General features: G+C 69.7%; 16 protein-coding genes. 7 read left to right on the top strand and 9 right to left on the bottom strand.

What is annotated here, in order from left to right:
- Positions 1–7: 7 nt before the first annotated feature.
- Positions 8–586, top strand: coding sequence for a DUF924 family protein (locus ABD927_RS02650; protein ID WP_345246044.1), 579 nt, complete (start codon positions 8–10; stop codon positions 584–586).
- 183 nt (positions 587–769) lie between these two features.
- Here the strand turns inward: ABD927_RS02650 and ABD927_RS02645 are convergent, their stop codons facing one another.
- The 7 genes from ABD927_RS02645 to leuA form a co-directional block, all read right to left on the bottom strand.
- Positions 770–1,762, bottom strand: a complete 993-nt coding sequence (locus ABD927_RS02645; RefSeq protein WP_345246042.1) for a Bug family tripartite tricarboxylate transporter substrate binding protein — start codon at positions 1,760–1,762, stop codon at positions 770–772.
- Between the two features lie 126 nt (positions 1,763–1,888).
- Complete coding sequence (locus tag ABD927_RS02640; protein ID WP_345246040.1) at positions 1,889–3,025, bottom strand: 2-methylaconitate cis-trans isomerase PrpF family protein; 1,137 nt, start codon at positions 3,023–3,025, stop codon at positions 1,889–1,891.
- A 2-nt stretch (positions 3,026–3,027) separates the two neighbouring features.
- The gene (locus ABD927_RS02635; protein ID WP_345246038.1) at positions 3,028–3,915 is read right to left on the bottom strand and encodes a fumarylacetoacetate hydrolase family protein; all 888 of its coding nucleotides are present in this window, start codon (positions 3,913–3,915) and stop codon (positions 3,028–3,030) included.
- Between the two features lie 9 nt (positions 3,916–3,924).
- Entirely contained in the window at positions 3,925–5,043 is a 1,119-nt protein-coding gene (locus ABD927_RS02630; RefSeq protein ID WP_345246036.1) for a cupin domain-containing protein, read from the bottom strand.
- A 15-nt stretch (positions 5,044–5,058) separates the two neighbouring features.
- Positions 5,059–6,687, bottom strand: a complete 1,629-nt coding sequence (locus ABD927_RS02625; protein ID WP_345246034.1) for an FAD-dependent monooxygenase — start codon at positions 6,685–6,687, stop codon at positions 5,059–5,061.
- A 178-nt stretch (positions 6,688–6,865) separates the two neighbouring features.
- Positions 6,866–7,702 carry a FadR/GntR family transcriptional regulator gene (locus tag ABD927_RS02620; protein WP_345246033.1) on the bottom strand — a complete coding sequence of 279 codons (837 nt, stop codon included), beginning with the start codon at positions 7,700–7,702 and terminating at the stop codon, positions 6,866–6,868.
- Positions 7,703–7,846: 144 nt separating this feature from the next.
- Positions 7,847–9,541 (bottom strand): 2-isopropylmalate synthase, encoded by a 1,695-nt coding sequence (leuA, locus tag ABD927_RS02615; protein ID WP_345246480.1) that lies wholly within the window; start codon positions 9,539–9,541, stop codon positions 7,847–7,849.
- Between the two features lie 435 nt (positions 9,542–9,976).
- Here leuA and ABD927_RS02610 point away from each other — a divergent pair, with 435 nt between their 5' ends.
- From ABD927_RS02610 to ABD927_RS02600, 3 genes are all read left to right on the top strand, one after another.
- A complete protein-coding gene (locus ABD927_RS02610; RefSeq protein WP_345246031.1) occupies positions 9,977–11,458 on the top strand; it encodes an AMP nucleosidase in 1,482 nt (493 codons plus the stop codon).
- 146 nt (positions 11,459–11,604) lie between these two features.
- The gene (locus ABD927_RS02605; RefSeq protein WP_345246029.1) at positions 11,605–12,021 is read left to right on the top strand and encodes an SRPBCC family protein; all 417 of its coding nucleotides are present in this window, start codon (positions 11,605–11,607) and stop codon (positions 12,019–12,021) included.
- Positions 12,021–12,341, top strand: coding sequence for a YnfA family protein (locus tag ABD927_RS02600; protein WP_345246027.1), 321 nt, complete (start codon positions 12,021–12,023; stop codon positions 12,339–12,341). The genes ABD927_RS02605 and ABD927_RS02600 overlap by 1 nt, the downstream gene beginning before the upstream one ends.
- A gap of 78 nt (positions 12,342–12,419) precedes the next feature.
- Here the strand turns inward: ABD927_RS02600 and ABD927_RS02595 are convergent, their stop codons facing one another.
- Positions 12,420–13,292 (bottom strand): LysR family transcriptional regulator, encoded by an 873-nt coding sequence (locus ABD927_RS02595; protein WP_345246025.1) that lies wholly within the window; start codon positions 13,290–13,292, stop codon positions 12,420–12,422.
- A 94-nt stretch (positions 13,293–13,386) separates the two neighbouring features.
- Here ABD927_RS02595 and ABD927_RS02590 point away from each other — a divergent pair, with 94 nt between their 5' ends.
- From ABD927_RS02590 to ABD927_RS02580, 3 genes are read left to right on the top strand one after another with little or no spacing between them, the layout of a single operon-like run.
- On the top strand, positions 13,387–14,292 hold the full coding sequence (locus ABD927_RS02590) for a TauD/TfdA dioxygenase family protein (protein WP_345246023.1): 906 nt from the start codon (positions 13,387–13,389) through the stop codon (positions 14,290–14,292).
- Positions 14,293–14,332: 40 nt separating this feature from the next.
- Positions 14,333–15,226: an isocitrate lyase/PEP mutase family protein gene (locus tag ABD927_RS02585; RefSeq protein ID WP_345246021.1), complete on the top strand. Its 894-nt coding sequence runs from the start codon at positions 14,333–14,335 to the stop codon at positions 15,224–15,226.
- 46 nt (positions 15,227–15,272) lie between these two features.
- Complete coding sequence (locus ABD927_RS02580) at positions 15,273–16,238, top strand: Bug family tripartite tricarboxylate transporter substrate binding protein (RefSeq protein WP_345246019.1); 966 nt, start codon at positions 15,273–15,275, stop codon at positions 16,236–16,238.
- 61 nt (positions 16,239–16,299) lie between these two features.
- Here the strand turns inward: ABD927_RS02580 and ABD927_RS02575 are convergent, their stop codons facing one another.
- Complete coding sequence (locus ABD927_RS02575; RefSeq protein ID WP_345246017.1) at positions 16,300–17,196, bottom strand: TauD/TfdA dioxygenase family protein; 897 nt, start codon at positions 17,194–17,196, stop codon at positions 16,300–16,302.
- Positions 17,197–17,207: the final 11 nt, after the last annotated feature.

Below are 17,207 nucleotides of genomic sequence, written 5' to 3'. Positions count from 1 at the left end.
GGCGCCGATGTCGTCGTGGCAAGACGTGCTCGATTTCTGGTTCCTGCCGGCCGACGACCCCGGCCACCTGCGGCCGCGTGCCGTGTGGTTCCGCAAGGATCCGGCCTTCGATGCCGAGGTGGCCGCGCGTTTCCGGCGCGAAGTGGAGCTCGCGCTGCACGGCGGCCTGCGCGACTGGCGGCGGCAGCCCGACAGCGCGCTGGCCCGCATCCTGCTGCTCGACCAGTTCACGCGCAACATCTGGCGCGGCACGCCGCAGGCCTTCGCCGGCGACGGCCAGGCGCTGGCCGACGCGCTGGCGCTGATCGACGGCGGCGGCTACCTGCGGCTGCCGCCGGTGCAGCGCGAATTCGTCTACCTGCCGCTGATGCATAGCGAAACGCTCGGCGTGCAGGAGCGCTGCGTGGCGCTGTACACCCGGCTGGCGCAAGACCACCCCGCCGCCCAATCGTCGCTGGAATTCGCCATCCGCCACCGCGACATCATCGCCCGCTTCGGCCGCTTCCCGCATCGCAACGCGATCCTGGGACGCGGCAGCACGTCGCAGGAAGTGGAGTTCCTGAAGCAGCCAGGGTCGGGGTTCTAGGCCGGCGCCGGGCCGTCCCAAGCCGGCCGCGTCCCCCCGGGGGACAGCCGTTCGGGCGCCGTCCAGGCGTTCGAACGGCCAGGGGCACCATAGGCCGGCGCCGGGCCGCCCCAAGCCGGCCGCGTCCCCCCGGGGGACAGCCGTTCGGGCGCCGTCCAGGCGTTCGAATGGCCAGGGGCACCACTATTCGGGTTGTACGCCTGCGGCTTTCACCATGTCGCCGACGATCGCCGCTTCCTCGCGGATCTCCTGCCGCAGCCGGGCGCCGTCGCTGGCGATCACCGTCAGGCCCTTGGACGTGGCCTGCTTCTCGGCGAAGTCGGGCTGCTTCAGGATCGCGCGGATGTCGTCGCGGATCTTGTCGAGCACCGGCTGCGGCGTGCCGGCCGGCGCGAACAGGCCGTACCAGATCGACGCGCGCACGTAGGGATAGCCTTCCTCGTCGGCGGTGGGCACGTCGGGATACTGCGCCACGCGTTCCTTGCCGGCCACCGACACCGGCTTGATCTTGCCGGCCGCGATCAGCGGCGCGGCGACGTTGGCCGAGCCGGTGGCCAGCATCACCTCGCCGGCGGCCAGCGCCGTCAGCAGCGGGTTGATGCCCTTGTAGGGCACGTGCAGCATGTCGACCGATTCGCGGTTCTTGACCAGTTCGAACAGCAGATGCGGCTGGCTGCCGTTGCCGAACGAGCCGTAGGTCAGCTTGCCCGGCTGGCGGCGCGCCAGCGCCAGCAGTTCCTTGAAGTTCTTCACCGGGACGTTGGCGTTGGCCAGGATGAGCTGGTCGCTGCGCACCATCATCGTGATGGGCGCGAAGCTGCGGTCGGGGTCGTAGGGCAGCTGCTTGTACAGGTAGCGGTTGGCCACCAGGGTCTGGTTGACGGTGGCCAGCAGCGTGTAGCCGTCGGCCGGCGCGGTGGCCACGGCCTCGGCGCCGATCAGCGAACCGGCGCCGGCGCGGTTCTCGACCACGACCGGCTGCTTCCACTTCTGCGCGAGTTCGGCGCCGATGGCGCGGATCAGGATGTCGATGCCGCCGCCGGGCGCGAACGGCACGATCACGCGCACCGGCTTGTTGGGGTAGGACTGTACCTGGGCGGTGGCCGCGCCAGCGGCGAGCGCCGTGGCGGCCAGGATGGCGGCCCGTATCAGGGCCACGAAGCTGCGTCGGTTCATGGTCGGGTCTCCTCGGAACATTTGCTTGGTCGTTGCTGGATCGTCTCGTCCGGGTCGCACGGCCGACATGGCGCGCCCGCATCATCTCGCTCCGGCCGGCGATTCACGGGCGCCTGCATGTCAGCATCAGGCGTAGACATGGCCGTCGAACAACCGCCGCGTGGTGCGGAAGAAGGCGCCGCGCTCGGCGTGCCAGCCGCCATCGGGCAGGCGGCGCACCGCGGCGTCCACCGTCAGCACGCCCGACGGCATGCCCAGGCGCAGCGCGCCGCCGGCCGCGCGCGCGGCGCGCTGCGCCACGCTGCCTTCGATGCGCGCGGCCACGGCGGTGCACAGCGACGCGGTCAGCGGCAGCGCGCGGTGCGGCTGGCCGCTGGACAGCATGCGCACCACCAGGTCGACCGCGCTGGCGGGTAGCGGCTCGCCCGCCAGCGTTTCGGCGTTCTGCGGCGCCGACACGAAGCCGACGAAGGGGACGATGCGGATGGCGCGCGCCTGTTCGATCGTCGGCGCGATGCCCATCGCCACCGAGGCGTGGGCGCGGATCTCGTTCATGGCGGCCAGCAGCTCCGGCATGGCTTCGAGCTTTTCGGGCAATTCCGTACCCGTCAGGCCGAGCGTGGCGGCATCGACGAAGACGCAGGCGTTGGCCGCGTCGACCATCGACGCCTCCACCGCGCCCAGGCCGGGGACCTGCAGCGTGTCGACCGCATTGCCCGTGGGCAGCAGCCGGCCGGTGGTGGCGCCGCCGGGCTTCAGGAAATCGAGCCGCACCGGCGCGCCGGTGCCGGCCACGCCCGGGATGGCCAGATCGCCGCGCGCCACGCTGCGGCCGCCCGACACCGGGAAGGTGGAATGAATGATCTTGCCGGTGTTGGTGTTGTGGATGCGCACCGTGGCCTGGCCATCGGCCACCGCCGGGCGCACCAGCCCCTCGTCGATCGCATAGGGGCCGATCGCCGACGACATGTTGCCGCAGTTGCCGCGGTAATCGCAGGCGGCGTCCTTCACCTGCACCTGGACGAAGGTGTAGTCGACGTCGGCGCCATCGACCGAGGGCGGGCCGACCAGGCAGACTTTCGACAGCGACGACACCCCGCCGCCCATGCCGTCGAGCTGCCGCCCGTAGGGATCGGGGCTGCCCATCGCCGACAGGAATATCGCGTCGCGCGCGGCGCGATCGCGGGGCAGGTCTTCCACGTTGAAGACCAGCGCCTTGCTGGTGCCGCCGCGCATGAACGCGGCGCGATATCGTTCCGCCATGATCAGTAGGCCCTGGGCGACTGCCTGTCGCGCTCGGCCACGGGCAGCGTCATGTCGCCCACGCCCTCGATCGCGATGCGCACCGTGTCGCCGGCCGCGAACGGCCCCACGCCTTCCGGCGTGCCGGTGGCGATGACGTCGCCCGGCCGCAGCGGCAGCACCGACGAGATCAGCTCGATCAGCTCGGCCACGCCGACGATCATGTCGCGCGTGTTGGCCTGCTGCTTCAGTTCGCCGTTGACCCATAGCCGGTTGTCGAGCGCCTGCGGGTCGGCCACTTCGTCGGCCGTGACCAGCCACGGGCCGAGCGGGGTGAAGGTCTCGAACGATTTGCGCATCGAGCGCTCTTCCTCGGCCACGCCTTTTTCGATGCGCATCGTGGCGTCGACCAGGCAGGCATAGCCGAACACGTGTTCGAATGCCTTTTCGCGCGGGATGTCACGGCCGCCGCGGCCCACGATCACCGCCAGTTCGGATTCGTGGTCGAAGCGGCGCGACGAACCGCGGGGCAGCAGGATGCCGGCGCCGGCGCCGGACAGCGAGCCGGGCGCCTTCAGGAAGAAGCCCTGCTCGCGCGCGCTGCGGCCCTTGCCGGTGACCGAGCGGTCGCCCAGTTCGCCGATGTGCTTGCGGTAGTTGGCGGGCGCGGCGAACACGTGCGACGGGCTGGGGCTGGGGGGCAGCAGCGCCACCTCGGCCAAGGGCCGCGCAGCGGCCTCCCGGCGGGCGGCGGCAAGCGCCGGGGCCGCCTCGCTCCAGTGCGCGATCAGCCAGTTCATCCGCTGCGCGGGCAGTTCGGCCAGCCAGGGCGGCAGCGCGGCGGTCACGTCATGGATGCGGTCGCCCTCGACCAGGCCGACGCGGTAGTCGTCGAATACGGCAAGTTTCACGATTTCTCCTCAAGATAATGCCGGGCCGCCGGGCGCAGCCCGGCCTTGGGGGTGCTCGATCATCTGGAAGCCGCCGCCGGCGGACAGCGCTTCTTCGCGGTAGTAGCCCAGCGCCCGCAGCGCCGGCAGGTCGTTGACCTGGAACAGGATGGCGTCCCGTTCGGCCGAGCGGTTCAGGTGTTCGTGCCAGGCCCATGGCGCGATCGTCAGGAAATCGCCGGCCGACCAGTCGTGGCGCACGCCCTCGACGACGGACGCGCCTTCGCCGCGCACCACGTAGTACAGCTTGCTGCCGGTGTGCCGGCGCGCGCGGCCGCGAAAGCCCGGCCGCAGCATCTGCAATTGCTGACCCAGCGTCGGCATGGTGGAGCCGCCGTCGGCCGGGTTGCGGTATTCGAGGATGACGTCGTCGAAGGGGTCGGGCTCCAGCCCGGCGGCCTGTTCGAGCGCGGCCATCGACATCGCGCGCGGATAGGCCAGCAGCGGATTGCGGGCCGGCCGCGGCAGGCCGGGCGGGCTCATCAGGCCGCTGCCGTACTGGCGGAACGATTCGTCGCGGATCCCGGCCACCGGCTGCTCGGCCTGCGTATAGGGATCGAAGAAGGTGGCGTGCAGCGAGCGCACCAGCGAGATGTCGAGCACGTCGAGCCAGATCATCGGCGCGCTGCCGCGATGCACGTGGTCGTGCCAGGTGCCGGACGGCGTCAGCACCAGGTCGCCCTCGTTCATTTCATAGCATTCGCCGTCCACCGTCGTGCTGCAGCCGTGGCCCTGCATGACGAAGCGCAGCGCGTTGGCCATGTGCCGGTGCGCCTGCGCCACCTCGCCGGGCAGGATGACCTGGATCGAGCCCCAGAACGTGGGCGTGGTGCCGTAGGGCAGGCCCGGATCGGCCAGCCGCAGCGTGCGCCGCATGCCGCCCGAGCCGATCGCGATCATCTCGCCGATGCGGTCCAGCAGCGGCTTCAGGTCGCTCCAGCGCCACAGCAGCGAACGCGCCGGCGAGCGCGGCTCGCGCGTGAACAGCGGCGGGTCGTCGGGCTGGTGCACCCGGCAGTTGAAACGCGCCAATTCCTTTTCGAGCTGGCGACGCGCCTCGGCGTCCGCCATCACAGCTTCATGTCCCATGCCAATCTCCAGGCGCTACACAACTTCCGCCCCGCGAACCACCCCGATCAGGGCCGCGGCGTCGGCCGGCGGCGCGTCGGCGCGCCAGGCCACCTGGCCGTCGGGGCGCACCAGCACCAGCCGGCGCTCGTACAGCGCGGCCGCGTTCTCGTCGTCCACGTCTTCCACCCGCAGCGGCACGCCGGCGGCTGCGGCCGCGGCCACCAGCGCATCGACCGCCGGCGGCGCCACGCCGAAGCGCAGCAGCACGAACTCGCGGCCGAACAGGTCGAGGGTGGAGCGGCCCGGCGCCAGCCAGGCGTGCGGCGCGCGCGATCCCGGCCGCGCGGTGGGCGTATAGCTGGATACCTCGTCGGGCGGCCGCGGCGTGCCGTCGGGCACCACGATGGGCGAGCCTTCGTATACATAGCCGAGGTGGATGCCGATCGAGAACCACTCGCGCCGCATCATCTCCGTATAGCGCTGGCCGTACTCGCGGCGCGCGGCCTCGGCCGCGGGGCCGTCGCCCTCGAACATGACGGGATCGGGACGCATGATGCGCGGCGCCAGCATGCGCTTCAGGTTGTCGCCGGCCTCCGAGACGTTGCGGATGGCCACCGGGCGCTGTTCCGTCTCGTAGGTGGCCAGCAGGCCGGCGCCGCCCCAGCCCTGCGCGGCGGCCGCCAGCTTCCACGACAGGTTGACGGCGTCGAGGATGCCGGTGTTCATGCCGAAGCCGCCGGTGGGCGAGGTCAGGTGCGCGGCATCGCCGGCGATGAACACGCGGCCGCGCCCGTAGGCGTCGGCCACCAGCTGGCGGCGCACCCATGGCAGCAGCGACAGGATCTCGAAATCGAATTCGCGGCCCACCGCGCGCACGATGGCGCGGCGCATTTCTTCTTCCGTCACGGCGCGGCGCTCGGCGTCGCCCACCAGCGAGAAGCGCCATTGGTCGCGCCCGTTGATGGCCACCAGCGTGGCCCAGGTGCCTTCGGGGCCGATGAAGATGTAGCGATAGGCGGGCTTCTTGTCGTGCAGGGCTTCCAGGCCGTCGCAGCGGAACACCACGTTGGTGGTGTAGGTGAGCACGGCGTCGCCCGACATGCCGATGCCGAGCTGCTGCCGCACCCGGCTGGCGCCGCCATCGCAGCCGACCAGGTATTGCGCTTCGATCACGTGCGTATCGCCGGTGGCGGCGTCGCGCACGGTGGCGGCCACGTGGTCGCCGCGGTCGGCGAAATCCAGCAGTTCGGTGCCGTAGCGGATCGATACGCCGGGCCACTGGCGCGCGAAGCGCGCGAGCACCGGGTCGAAGAAGTTCTGCGGACAGCGCTCGCGTTTCTGCGGGCTTTGCGGCGGCGGCCGTTCCTCGCGCGGCGAGGGGAAATGCTCGCGGCCGAATTCGTAGCCGTTGAGCGAGGTCACCCAGGCACAGTCCTGCGGGTAGTCGCGGTTGTAGCCGGCGCTTTCCACCCAGGGCACGATGCCCCAGCGGCGGCAGAACTCCATGGTGCGGATGCCGACCATGTCCATCCGCGGCTGGCCGATCACGCCGTCGCCCTTTTCGATCAGCACGCAGGAAACGCCGCGCCAGCCCAGGTCGCCGGCCAGCGCCAGGCCGACCGGGCCGGCGCCGGCGATCAGCACGGCGGGACGGTGGGACATTGCCTATCTCCTCGTTCGCGGCCGGCCAGGCGCGGCGCGCCGGCACGGTCTCAATTCAAATGGTCAGTCCGTTCATGCTAAATGGTCAGTCCATTTGAAGTCAAGTCGGCAAGGCCCGCATCGCGCCTCCGGCGCGACATGGGTCGAACGGGTATGGACGGAAGGCGGGCGGAGCGGCTCAGCCAGCGGCTTTGCCGCCGGCAGCGCTGCGCCGCGTCGCGGCGCGGGACGATGCCGAGCGCGCGGGGCGCGCACGCGCCGCCGTTTGCGCGGCGTGCCGGGCCTGCGCCTCGAACAGGTATTCGTGCAGGGATTTCAGGTGCTCGGCCATCAGCGCGGCAGCCTCGTCGGGCCGGCGTTGGCGGATCAGTTCGACGATGCGCCGCTGCACCTTGACGGTATCGAAGCGCGGCACCGCGTCGAAGCGGATCAGCACGCCGAGCACGATGTCGGTCACCGCGTCGACCAGGATGGCCATGATCTCGTTGCCGGTGGCCATGGCGAGCAGGCGGTAGAAGGCCACCAGCTGCACGCGCCGCTCTTCGAAGCGGCCCGCCGCGGTCAGTTGCTCGGTAAGGTCGATGCTTTCGTCGAGCGCGCGCAGGTCGTCTTCGGTGGCGCGCTGGGCCGCCAGGCGGATCACGGCGTCCTGCAGGATCACCCGGCTTTCGGTCAGGCTTTCCAGCGAAAGCCGGCCGAGGAACACCATGTCGCGCAGCGACTGCGTGACCACGGCCGGATCGCCTTCGCGGATGAAGGCGCCGCCCTTGACGCCCTTGCGCAGCTCCACCAGGCCGGCCATTTCGAGGCTGCGGATCGCCTCGCGCACCGCGGCGCGGCTGGCGCCGAACTGCACGGCCAGCTCGCGCTCGGCGGGCAGCTTGTCGCCGGGCTTGAGCTGGCGGCTGGCCAGCTGGCTGCGGATGCGGTCGCAGATCTCCTCGAACACGCGCGGCGAGTGGACGCGGGCGCCGCGGGTGAGCAGGTCGATATCGGGCAGCGACGCGTTGGCCATGGGCGGATACAGGGAGGGCGTGACAGACAGGCGATTCTAGCCCGATGCGTCCGCCGCGGCCGCGCTGCGCCGGCAAGCGGCGCAGCCATCATGCTGCGGGCACGCGAGCGCCGGCCCCGAGGGCAGGACGCCGCGTGCGCCCCGTCAGTCGATCAGCTCGGGCTGGGCCTCGGTCTGCTCGTCTTCGCCGGCCGCCTCGCGCGCGTGCCGGTTGACCGCGCTCAGCACGGCCTTGAACGAGGCCGTCACGATGTCGCTGTCCACGCCCACGCCGAAGCCGGTGGGCGATTCGCCGATGCGGACCTCCACGTAGCAGGCGGCCGTGGCGTCGGCGCCCACGCCGATCGAATGTTCGTGGTAGTCCATCATCCGCACCGGCATGCCCAGCGCATGCACGAAGGCGTCGATCGGCCCGTTGCCCACGCCGGTCAGCGTGCGCGGCTTGCCGCCGTGGCGCACGTCGACCTCGACCCGCACGCCGCCGTCGACGCTGGCGATGCGATGGCCCACGAAGCGGTAGGGCTGGTCCACGTCCAGGTACTCGCGGCGGAAGATCGCGTACACATCGCCGGCCGACACCTCGCGCCCGGTCTCGTCGGTCACGCGCTGGATGGCGCGGCTGAACTCGATCTGCAGGCGGCGCGGCAGGTCGAGGCCGTGCTCCTGCTGCAGCAGGTAGCTGACGCCGCCCTTGCCCGACTGGCTGTTGACGCGGATCACCGCGTCGTAGCTGCGGCCCAGATCGGCCGGGTCGATCGGCAGGTAGGGCACGTCCCAGAAGGTGTCGGGCTTGCGCTGCGCGAAGCCCTTCTTGATGGCGTCCTGGTGCGAGCCGGAGAAGGCGGTGAAGACCAGGTCGCCCACATAGGGATGGCGCGGATGCACCGGCAGCTGGTTGCAGTACTCGACGCAGCGGCGCACGTCGTCGATGTCGGAAAAGTCGAGCCCGGGCGCGATGCCCTGGCTGTACAGGTTCAGCGCCAGCGTCACGATGTCGACGTTGCCGGTGCGCTCGCCGTTGCCGAACAGGCAGCCCTCGATGCGATCGGCGCCGGCCAGCACCGCCATCTCGGCGGCCGCCACCGCGGTGCCGCGGTCGTTGTGCGGATGCACGCTGAGCACGATGCTGTCGCGCCGGGCCAGGTTGCGGTGCATCCATTCGATCTGGTCCGCGTACACGTTCGGCATCGCGCATTCGACGGTGGCCGGCAGGTTGAGGATGATCTTGCGCCCGGGCGTGGCGCCCCAGGCCTCGACCACCGCATCGCACACTTCCTTGGCGAAATCGAGCTCGGCCGAGCTGAACACCTCCGGCGAATACTGGAACACCCACTCGGTTTCGGGCCGCGCCGCGGTCAGTTCGCGGATCAGGCGGGTGCCATTGAGCGCCACCTGCTTGACCTCTTCGCGCGTCATGTTGAACACGATGCGGCGGAAATCGGGAGCGATGGCGTTGTACAGGTGGACGATCGCGCGGCGCGCGCCCTGCACCGAATCGATGGTGCGGCGGATCAGGTCTTCGCGCGACTGGGTCAGCACCTCGATGGTGACGTCGTCCGGCACGCGGTCTTCCACCACCAGGCTGCGGATGAAATCGAAATCGGTCTGCGACGCCGACGGGAAGCCGACCTCGATCTCCTTGAAGCCGATCTCGACCAGCTTTTCGAACATGCGCAGCTTGCGTTCGCCGTTCATCGGCTCGATCAGCGCCTGGTTGCCGTCGCGCAGGTCGGTGCTCATCCAGATCGGCGGCGCCGTCATGCGGCGGTTGGGCCAGGTGCGCTCGGAAAAGTCGTAGGCGGGGAACGGACGATACTTGACCGCGGGATTCTTCAACATGGACATGGGGTGACTCCAGCTACTACTGCGTGCAACGGTGCGGACGGGTTGGACGAACCCGGAGGGTGTGGCCGTGCGGCTGCCGAACTGCCACGGACGCTAGGCCCGGCAGCCGATCGGTAGTAGTAGCGAGGCGGGGGAAGAAAGGCGCAGGGATGCCGCGGACGCGCGCGCGCCGGCGTTCCGCGCAGCGGGCTGCGGGAAGGCGGCTGAAACGATGGCGGAATTGCTACAGGCCATGGCGCGTTGGGTACGAGAAAGCGCGGGAACCGCAGGTTGGGCGTGATTCGCCGGCGCAAAGAACCGTTAGTCAACCACATATCGGCCGGTTCTGCAAGTCGGGGGCCGGTCGCAAGGGCCTTTGGCCGCGCAACGCTGCGGCATAATCGCCAAAAGGGCCGGCCTTCCCCTGCGGCCCGCACGCGAGCGAACGCCATGAACCCCGATCCTTTCGCCGTTTCGATCCGCCCCGACCCGTGGCCGGCCGAACCGTTCAACGACGCCGGCGCCGCGGTGCAGCGGCTGGTCGACATCTATGCCCGCAACACCGCCTTTCTGTGCGACACCTTCCGCAACGTGCTGGCCGCCCGCGCCGGCGCGCCCGGCCGCGTGCGCGCCTGCTATCCCTTCATCCGCCTGCGCGTGGACACCTACGACGAAGTGGATTCGCGGCTGTCGTACGGGCACGTGGCCGAGCCGGGCGTGTACCAGACCACCGTCACCCAGCCCGCGCTGTTCCGCGCCTACCTGACCGAACAGATCGACCTGCTGCTGCGCAACCACGGCATGCCGGTGGAGGTGGGCGAATCCGACGTGCCGATCCCGCTGCACTTCGCCTTCCCCGAAGGCAGCTATGTGGAAGGCGAGCACGTGGAGGCGCTCAGGCGCCCGCTGCGCGACGTGTTCGACACGCCCGACCTGGCGGTGACCGACGATGCCATCGTCAACGGCACCCGCCTGGCGCGCGAAGGCGAGCCGCTGCCGCTGGCGCCGTTCACCGCGCCGCGCATCGATTATTCGCTGCACCGCCTGCAGCACTACACCGCCACGGCGCCGTCGCACTTCCAGAACTTCATCCTGTTCACCAACTACCAGTTCTACGTGGACGAGTTCTGCCTGCGCGCGCGCCGGCTGGTGGCCGACGGCCAGTACGAGGCCCTGGTCGAGCCCGGCAACCGCATCACCCGGCGCGACGCCGCGCCGGCCGCGGCGCCGCCGACCCGCATGCCGCAGATGCCGGCCTATCACCTGCTGCGGCCGGGGCATTCCGGCATCACGCTGGTCAACATCGGCGTCGGGCCCTCGAATGCCAAGACCATCACCGACCACATCGCCGTGCTGCGGCCGCACGCCTGGCTGATGCTGGGCCACTGCGCCGGCCTGCGCGGTTCCCAGCGGCTGGGCGACTACGTGCTGGCGCACGGCTACGTGCGCGACGACCACGTGCTCGACGCCGACCTGCCCACCTGGGTGCCGCTGCCGCCGCTGGCCGAGGTGCAGGTGGCGCTGGAACAGGCGGTGGAGGAAGTGGCCGGCCTGTCGGGCTGGGAACTCAAGCGCATCATGCGCACCGGCACGGTGGCCACCATCGACAACCGCAACTGGGAGCTGCGCGAGCATCTGGAGCCGGTGCAGCGCTTCGCGCAGTCGCGCGCCATCGCGCTCGACATGGAATCGGCCACCATCGCCGCCAACGGCTTCCGCTTCCGCGTGCCCTACGGCACGCTGCTGTGCGTGTCCGACAAGCCGCTGCACGGCGAGCTGAAGCTGCCCGGCATGGCCAGCGCCTTCTACCGCCGGCAGGTGGGCCAGCACCTGGACATCGGCATCCGCGCGCTGGAGATCCTGCGCGACATGCCGCCGGAGCGGCTGCATTCGCGCAAGCTGCGCAGCTTCATGGAGACGGCATTCCAGTAGGACCCACCCCTACGCGCTGCGCGCGCCCCCGGAGGAGGCCCTCCCCTACGCGCTTCGCGCGCCCCTCAAGGGGCGATGCGAGCGGACCGGCGGAGCCGGATCCGCCGCATCCTGGGTGGGAAGCTTGCAACGTTATGGAGACGGATATGACGACTCATCCCTTCCGCATTCTCGGCGTCGGCATCGACCGGCCCCATGCCGAGGTGGCCGCCTTCCTGGCCGACCCGCGCAATTTTCCGCTCTGGGCCAGCGGCCTGGCGGGCGGGCTCGAACGCCTGGCGCAGGCCGGCACGGCGGACGAATGGGTGGCCGACGGCGCGGACGGCCGCGTCACGATGCGCTTCAGTCCGCCCAATGATTTCGGCGTGGCCGACCATTGGGTGACGCTGCCGGACGGCACGACGGTCTACGTGCCGCTGCGCGCGGTAGCCGACGGCGACGGCGCGCTGGTCACGCTCACGCTATTTCGGCTGCCCGGCATGGACGATGCCCGCTTCGAGGCCGACGGCCAGTGGATCGAACGCGACCTGGCTTCGCTCAAGCGCGTGCTGGAAAGCCGCTGATGCGCACTTTCCTGCTGTACGTGGCCACGGCGTTGGCCGAGATCGCCGGCTGCTACTTGCCCTATCTGTGGCTGCGCGAGGGCCGCACGCCCTGGCTGTTGCTGCCGGCCGCGGCCAGCCTGGCGCTGTTCGCGTGGCTGCTCACCCTGCATCCCACGGCGGCCGGGCGGGTGTATGCGGCCTACGGCGGCGTGTACATCGGCACCGCGATCGCCTGGCTGTGGGCGGTGGACGGCGTGCGGCCCACGGCGTGGGACGCGGCCGGCGCGGCGGTGGCGCTGACGGGCATGGGCATCATCATGTTCCAGCCGCGGGCATAAGCCGCGCAGGCCGCGACAGGACGGCGCCGGGCCGCCGGCCGCGCCGCCGCGCATGGATCGCCGGCGGACCGCCGCCCCTCATGCCGCCTTCGACAGCAACGCGATGAAATCGCTCACCGCCGCGCTGGGCGCGGCATTGCGCTTGCGGATGATGCCCAGGCTGCGCACCGCCAGCGGGCCCGGAATGGGCAGGAACTTCAGGTCGCGCGTATCGACCCCGTGCTGGACGCTGGACGGCAGCACGGTCACGCCCATCCGGGCCCGCACCATGGCCATCGCGGTCACCGCGTGCTCCACCTCGAACGCCGGCGACACCGACGCATTGCTCATCTGCAGCGCGCGGCTGGCGGGCCCCGGCGTGACCAGGATAAGCGCAAAGGGATTGAGGCTGCGCCATGTGACGCGGCGCCCCACCAGTTCGTGGCCGGCCGGCACCACGATCATCAGCTGGTCGTTGAACACGCGCTGGAACACCAGTTCGGCGTCGGCGCGCAGCTCGGTGCCGATGCCGAGGTCGACCTCGCCGTTGCGCACTGCCTTGGGCACCTGGTCGTGCCCGCGCTCGCACAGCGTGACCCGCACCTGCGGATGGCGCTCCTGGAAGCGCCGCAGCGCGTTCGTCACGACGCCGGCCGCCAGCGACGACAGGCAGGCCACGCGCAGCCGGCCGCGCGAGCCCTGGCCGACGTCCTTGATGTAGCTGTAGGCCTCTTCCAGCTGGTCGATCGAACCCTTGATCTGCTCGTAGAACGCGCGGCCCTCCGGCGTCGGCTCGACCCGCCGCGTGGTGCGCACGAACAGCCGCACGCCCACGTCGCGCTCCAGCTCCTGGATCAGCACCGACAAGGAAGGCTGGGTGACCGACATCAGGTCCGCCGCGGCCATGAACGTTCCGGTCTCCACCAGATGGGCGAACGCCTTGATCTGGCGGTACTTGATGTTGTTGGACATATAGCCCCGCTTTATTAATACCCGCAGTTTATCAATTTGACGAGATTCATACGGAAATCTCTAATGAGCGCAAACATTCGCAGAGGAGACCTGCATGGCAGTCCCGGATCGGATCCGCGTCAGCAAGCTGACCCCGCACATCGGCGCCGAAATCGCCGGCGTCGACCTCACCGGGCCTCTCGCGCCCGACGCCGTGCGCGCGATCGAACAGGCGCTATGGGACAACCTCGTGGTTTTCTTCCGCGACCAGCCCATGACCTTCGAGCAACACGTGCGCCTGGGCCAATACTTCGGCGAGCTGTACGTGCACCCGGCCGCCGCCGCGGCGGCGCGGGCCAAGGCAGCGGCCAAGGCCACGGGCGGCGGCGACGGCAAGGCCGCGCCCAACGCCTATACCTCCACCGTGGACGGCCATCCCGAAATCCTGAAGATCTACGCCGACGAGCATTCGTCGCAGGTGGCCGGCGAGGACTGGCATTCCGACGTCACCTCGGAGACCGAGCCGCCGATGGGCAGCATCCTGCGCATCGAAGAACCGCCCCCCTGTGGCGGCGACACGCTGTTCGCCAGCATGTACGCCGCCTACGACGCACTGAGCGAACCCATGAAGGCGCTGCTGTCGCCGCTCACCGCCATCCACGACGGCATGAAGGTGTACGGCAGCCGCAGCGCCTTCGACCACACGCGCACATACCCGCAAAGCGAACACCCCATCGTGCGCACCCATCCCGTGACCGGGCGCCAGGCCCTGTTCGTGAGCCGCACCTTCACCACCCGCATCGTGCAGCTGCCCAAGGGCGAGAGCGACGCGCTGCTGCAATTCCTGTTCGCCCACGTGGAACAGCCGCTGTTCCAGTGCCGCTTCAGGTGGCAGAAGAACTCGGTGGCGTTCTGGGACAACCGCTGCACCCAGCACCAGGCGCTGTGGGACTACTTCCCGAACCGGCGCGTCGGCTACCGCATCCAGCTGGCCGGCGACCGCCCCTTCCACCAGGCTTGAAACCTCGCTACCAAGGCATGAGCAAAAGGAGACCGAAGAGATGAACGGCGCGAAGAAACTGCGGCAACTGCTGGCGCAGGACGGCGTACTCCAGGCCGGCGGCGTGGCCGACGCGGGCCAGGCCCGCCTGGTGCAGAAAGTGGGCTATCCGGTGGCCTACCTGTCCGGCGCCTACGTCAACCACACGCGCGGCTATCCCGACGGCGTGCTGACGCTGCCCGAGATCGCGCAGCGGGTGCAGGAGATCACCGACCGCATCGACATCCCGCTGATCGCCGACGGCGACGAAGGGTTCGGCGACGCCCTCAAGATCCAGCGCACCATCCGCGACTTCGAACGCGCCGGCGCGGCCGGCCTGCACATGGAAGACATGATCCAGAAGAAGCACGGCGACCCGCTGCCGATCCCGCGCGCGGTCGACCGCCTGAAGTGCCTGCTGGATTCCCGGCGCGACGACGACTTCGTCGTCATCGCCCGCACCGACGCGGTGGCGCCGTGGCGCCCCGGCGTGCACGACGACCTGGTCCGCTGCGAGCAGGACGCGCTGGAGCGCATGCATGCCTACGCCGAGGCCGGCGCCGACCTGGTCATGCCGCTGTACGCGTCGATGGACTGGGTGCGCAGGCATGGCCGCGACCTTCCCAAGCCGGTGGTGATCCTGGGCGGCGCCGCCAGGAGCTGGATGGGCCACGCGGCCGAAGAGCTCGAACTGGACATGACCGCCGCCGAAATGGGCGCCTACAACGTCAAGGTCGTCATCTACGGCACCAGCATGCTGTCGCGCAGCTTCAATTTCATGGAAAAGGAATACCGCAAGTGGCTGGCCGAAGGCCGCTTCGCCGCCGACCGGCAGGACGAGATCGACCGCATCGACGCCAACAACCTGGTCGGCCTGCCCGAAAAGGAAGCGCTGCTGTCCAGGTACACAGGATGACGCCCGCAAGACGGCGCAGAACAACAAAATCACCAGGAGACACCCAATGAACACGCTTCGCCGGGCCCTTGCGGCCCTGATCTGTGCAGGACTGGCCTGCTTCTGCCTGCCCGCGTCGGCGCAGAGCGGTCCCATCAGGCTGATCGTCGGCTCGGCCCCGGGCGGGCTGACCGATCTGGTGGCCCGCGTCGTCGCCAAGGTCATGAGCGACGAACTGCACCAGCCCGTGGTGGTCGAGAACCGCGACGGCGCGGCCGGCAACCTGGCTTCCGAGCATGTGGCCAAGAGCGCGCCGGACGGCAGCACGCTGCTGGTGAACTACACCAGCTTTTCCGCCAACACCAGCCTGTACAAGAAGCTCCCGTTCGATCCGGTGAAGGACTTCTCGCCCATCTCGCTGCTGGTCAGCAACATCCCCAGCGTGCTGATCGTGCGCAAGGATTTTCCGGCCAACAGCCTGGACGAACTGCTCGCGCTGATCAGGGCCCATCCGGGCAAGTATTCGGCCGGCCTGGGCGGGCTGGGATCGTCGCTGCACATGGCCACGGCCATCTTCAAGGTGAAGGCGGGGGCCGACGTGGTCATGGTGCCCTACAAGGGCGCCGGCCCGGCCCTGGTGGACCTGCTGGGCGGCCACATCGACATGATGTTCAACGCCACCATCAACGTCGCCTCGCACGTGAAGCAGGGCACGATCAAGGTGCTGGGCGTGACCAGCACCGGGCCGCTGAAGGAATACCCCGGCGCGGTGCCGATCTCCAGCTCGGTCAAGGGCTTCGAATCGTCGTCGTGGTACGGCCTGTTCGGGCCGGCCAACATGCCGCCGGCGGTAGTCGAGCGGCTGAACAAGGCCGCCCGCGCGGCCGTCGCGTCGCCCGAATTCACCAGGCTGATGGAATCGCAGGCCGGCGTGGCGCAAAGCAGCACGCCGGAGGAGCTGGAAGCCTTCCTGCGCAAGGACATCAGGAAGTACGCAGAGGTGGTGAAGGAGACGGGGATTACGCTGGACTGAACCCGGCCCGGACGCGGCCGCGCGGACAAGGGGAACCGCCTGGTCGCCCCCGCGGGCGCCATCAGAACGGCGGCGTCCCCTTCAGCGTCGTGCGGTGCATGCGCCGCCGCAGCGGCAGCTGGAAATCTCCCACCGCCTGGTGCATAGACGAGCAGTTGTCCCACATGACCAGGTCGCCCACCTGCCAGCGGTGGCGGTAGACGAACTGCGGGCGCGTGACGTGTTCCAGCAGCGTCTTCAGCAGCGCCCTGCCCTCCTCGGCCGGCATGCCGACGATGTCGCTGGTGATGAGGTCGCTGACGTACAAGCATTTGCGCCCGGTGATCGGATGGGTGCGCACCAGCGGATGCTCGACGTCGGGCACTTCGGCCTTGGTCTTGTCGCGCTCGGCTTTCATGTGCGCGATGGTGGCCGGATCCACGTTGCCGGCCTTTTCGGCTCTTTCGGCGGCCACCGCCACCCGGGCGCTGAAGCTGTTGACGGCGCGCAGGCCGTCGATCCGCCGCCTGGTGGCCTCGGGCAGCGCGTCGTAGGCGGCGGCGGTGCTGGCGAAGTAGGTGTCGCCCAGCGGCTGGCCGTTCAGCATCGGCACTTCCAGCGCGTACAGGAAGGAACCGCGCGGCGGCACGGGGGTGAAGCACATATCGCTGTGCCACATGCGGCCGGCGTCGGCCATGCCGATCGGCTTGCCGTTCTCGATGATGTTGGAGACCACGAAGATCTCCGGCTTGCCGGGCAGGTTGTAGGCGTCGATGACGAACTTCTCCAGGTCGCCGAAGCGGCGGGTGAAGGCGATGTGCTCGTCGGGCGACAGCTTCTGGCCGGCGATGACCACCACGCCGTGGCGGTTCCACAGATCCTCGATCTGGCGGAACTGGTCGTCGTCCAAGTGCGCCACGTCGACCCCGTGGATCTTGTGGCCGAGCGGCGCCTGCGCGTATTCGATGTCGAGTTTCATGGTGATGGTCC

The sequence above is a fragment of the Pigmentiphaga soli genome, assembly GCF_039541095.1.
Lineage (GTDB): Bacteria > Pseudomonadota > Gammaproteobacteria > Burkholderiales > Burkholderiaceae_B > Pigmentiphaga > Pigmentiphaga soli.
This window is presented reverse-complemented; position numbering and strand designations above follow the sequence as displayed.

Bases quoted from the DNA above. Each gene is read 5' to 3' on its own strand.
- leuA (WP_345246480.1), bottom strand. From the start codon at position 9,541: ATGTTGAAGAATCCCGCGGTCAAGTATCGTCCGTTCCCCGCCTACGAC.
- ABD927_RS02645 (WP_345246042.1), bottom strand. From the start codon at position 1,762: ATGAACCGACGCAGCTTCGTGGCCCTGATACGGGCCGCCATCCTGGCC.
- ABD927_RS02590 (WP_345246023.1), top strand. From the start codon at position 13,387: ATGGCAGTCCCGGATCGGATCCGCGTCAGCAAGCTGACCCCGCACATC.
- ABD927_RS02595 (WP_345246025.1), bottom strand. From the start codon at position 13,292: ATGTCCAACAACATCAAGTACCGCCAGATCAAGGCGTTCGCCCATCTG.
- ABD927_RS02600 (WP_345246027.1), top strand. From the start codon at position 12,021: ATGCGCACTTTCCTGCTGTACGTGGCCACGGCGTTGGCCGAGATCGCC.
- ABD927_RS02580 (WP_345246019.1), top strand. From the start codon at position 15,273: ATGAACACGCTTCGCCGGGCCCTTGCGGCCCTGATCTGTGCAGGACTG.
- ABD927_RS02650 (WP_345246044.1), top strand. From the start codon at position 8: ATGTCGTCGTGGCAAGACGTGCTCGATTTCTGGTTCCTGCCGGCCGAC.
- ABD927_RS02575 (WP_345246017.1), bottom strand. From the start codon at position 17,196: ATGAAACTCGACATCGAATACGCGCAGGCGCCGCTCGGCCACAAGATC.
- ABD927_RS02605 (WP_345246029.1), top strand. From the start codon at position 11,605: ATGACGACTCATCCCTTCCGCATTCTCGGCGTCGGCATCGACCGGCCC.
- ABD927_RS02585 (WP_345246021.1), top strand. From the start codon at position 14,333: ATGAACGGCGCGAAGAAACTGCGGCAACTGCTGGCGCAGGACGGCGTA.
- ABD927_RS02640 (WP_345246040.1), bottom strand. From the start codon at position 3,025: ATGGCGGAACGATATCGCGCCGCGTTCATGCGCGGCGGCACCAGCAAG.
- ABD927_RS02620 (WP_345246033.1), bottom strand. From the start codon at position 7,702: ATGGCCAACGCGTCGCTGCCCGATATCGACCTGCTCACCCGCGGCGCC.
- ABD927_RS02630 (WP_345246036.1), bottom strand. From the start codon at position 5,043: ATGGGACATGAAGCTGTGATGGCGGACGCCGAGGCGCGTCGCCAGCTC.
- ABD927_RS02610 (WP_345246031.1), top strand. From the start codon at position 9,977: ATGAACCCCGATCCTTTCGCCGTTTCGATCCGCCCCGACCCGTGGCCG.
- ABD927_RS02625 (WP_345246034.1), bottom strand. From the start codon at position 6,687: ATGTCCCACCGTCCCGCCGTGCTGATCGCCGGCGCCGGCCCGGTCGGC.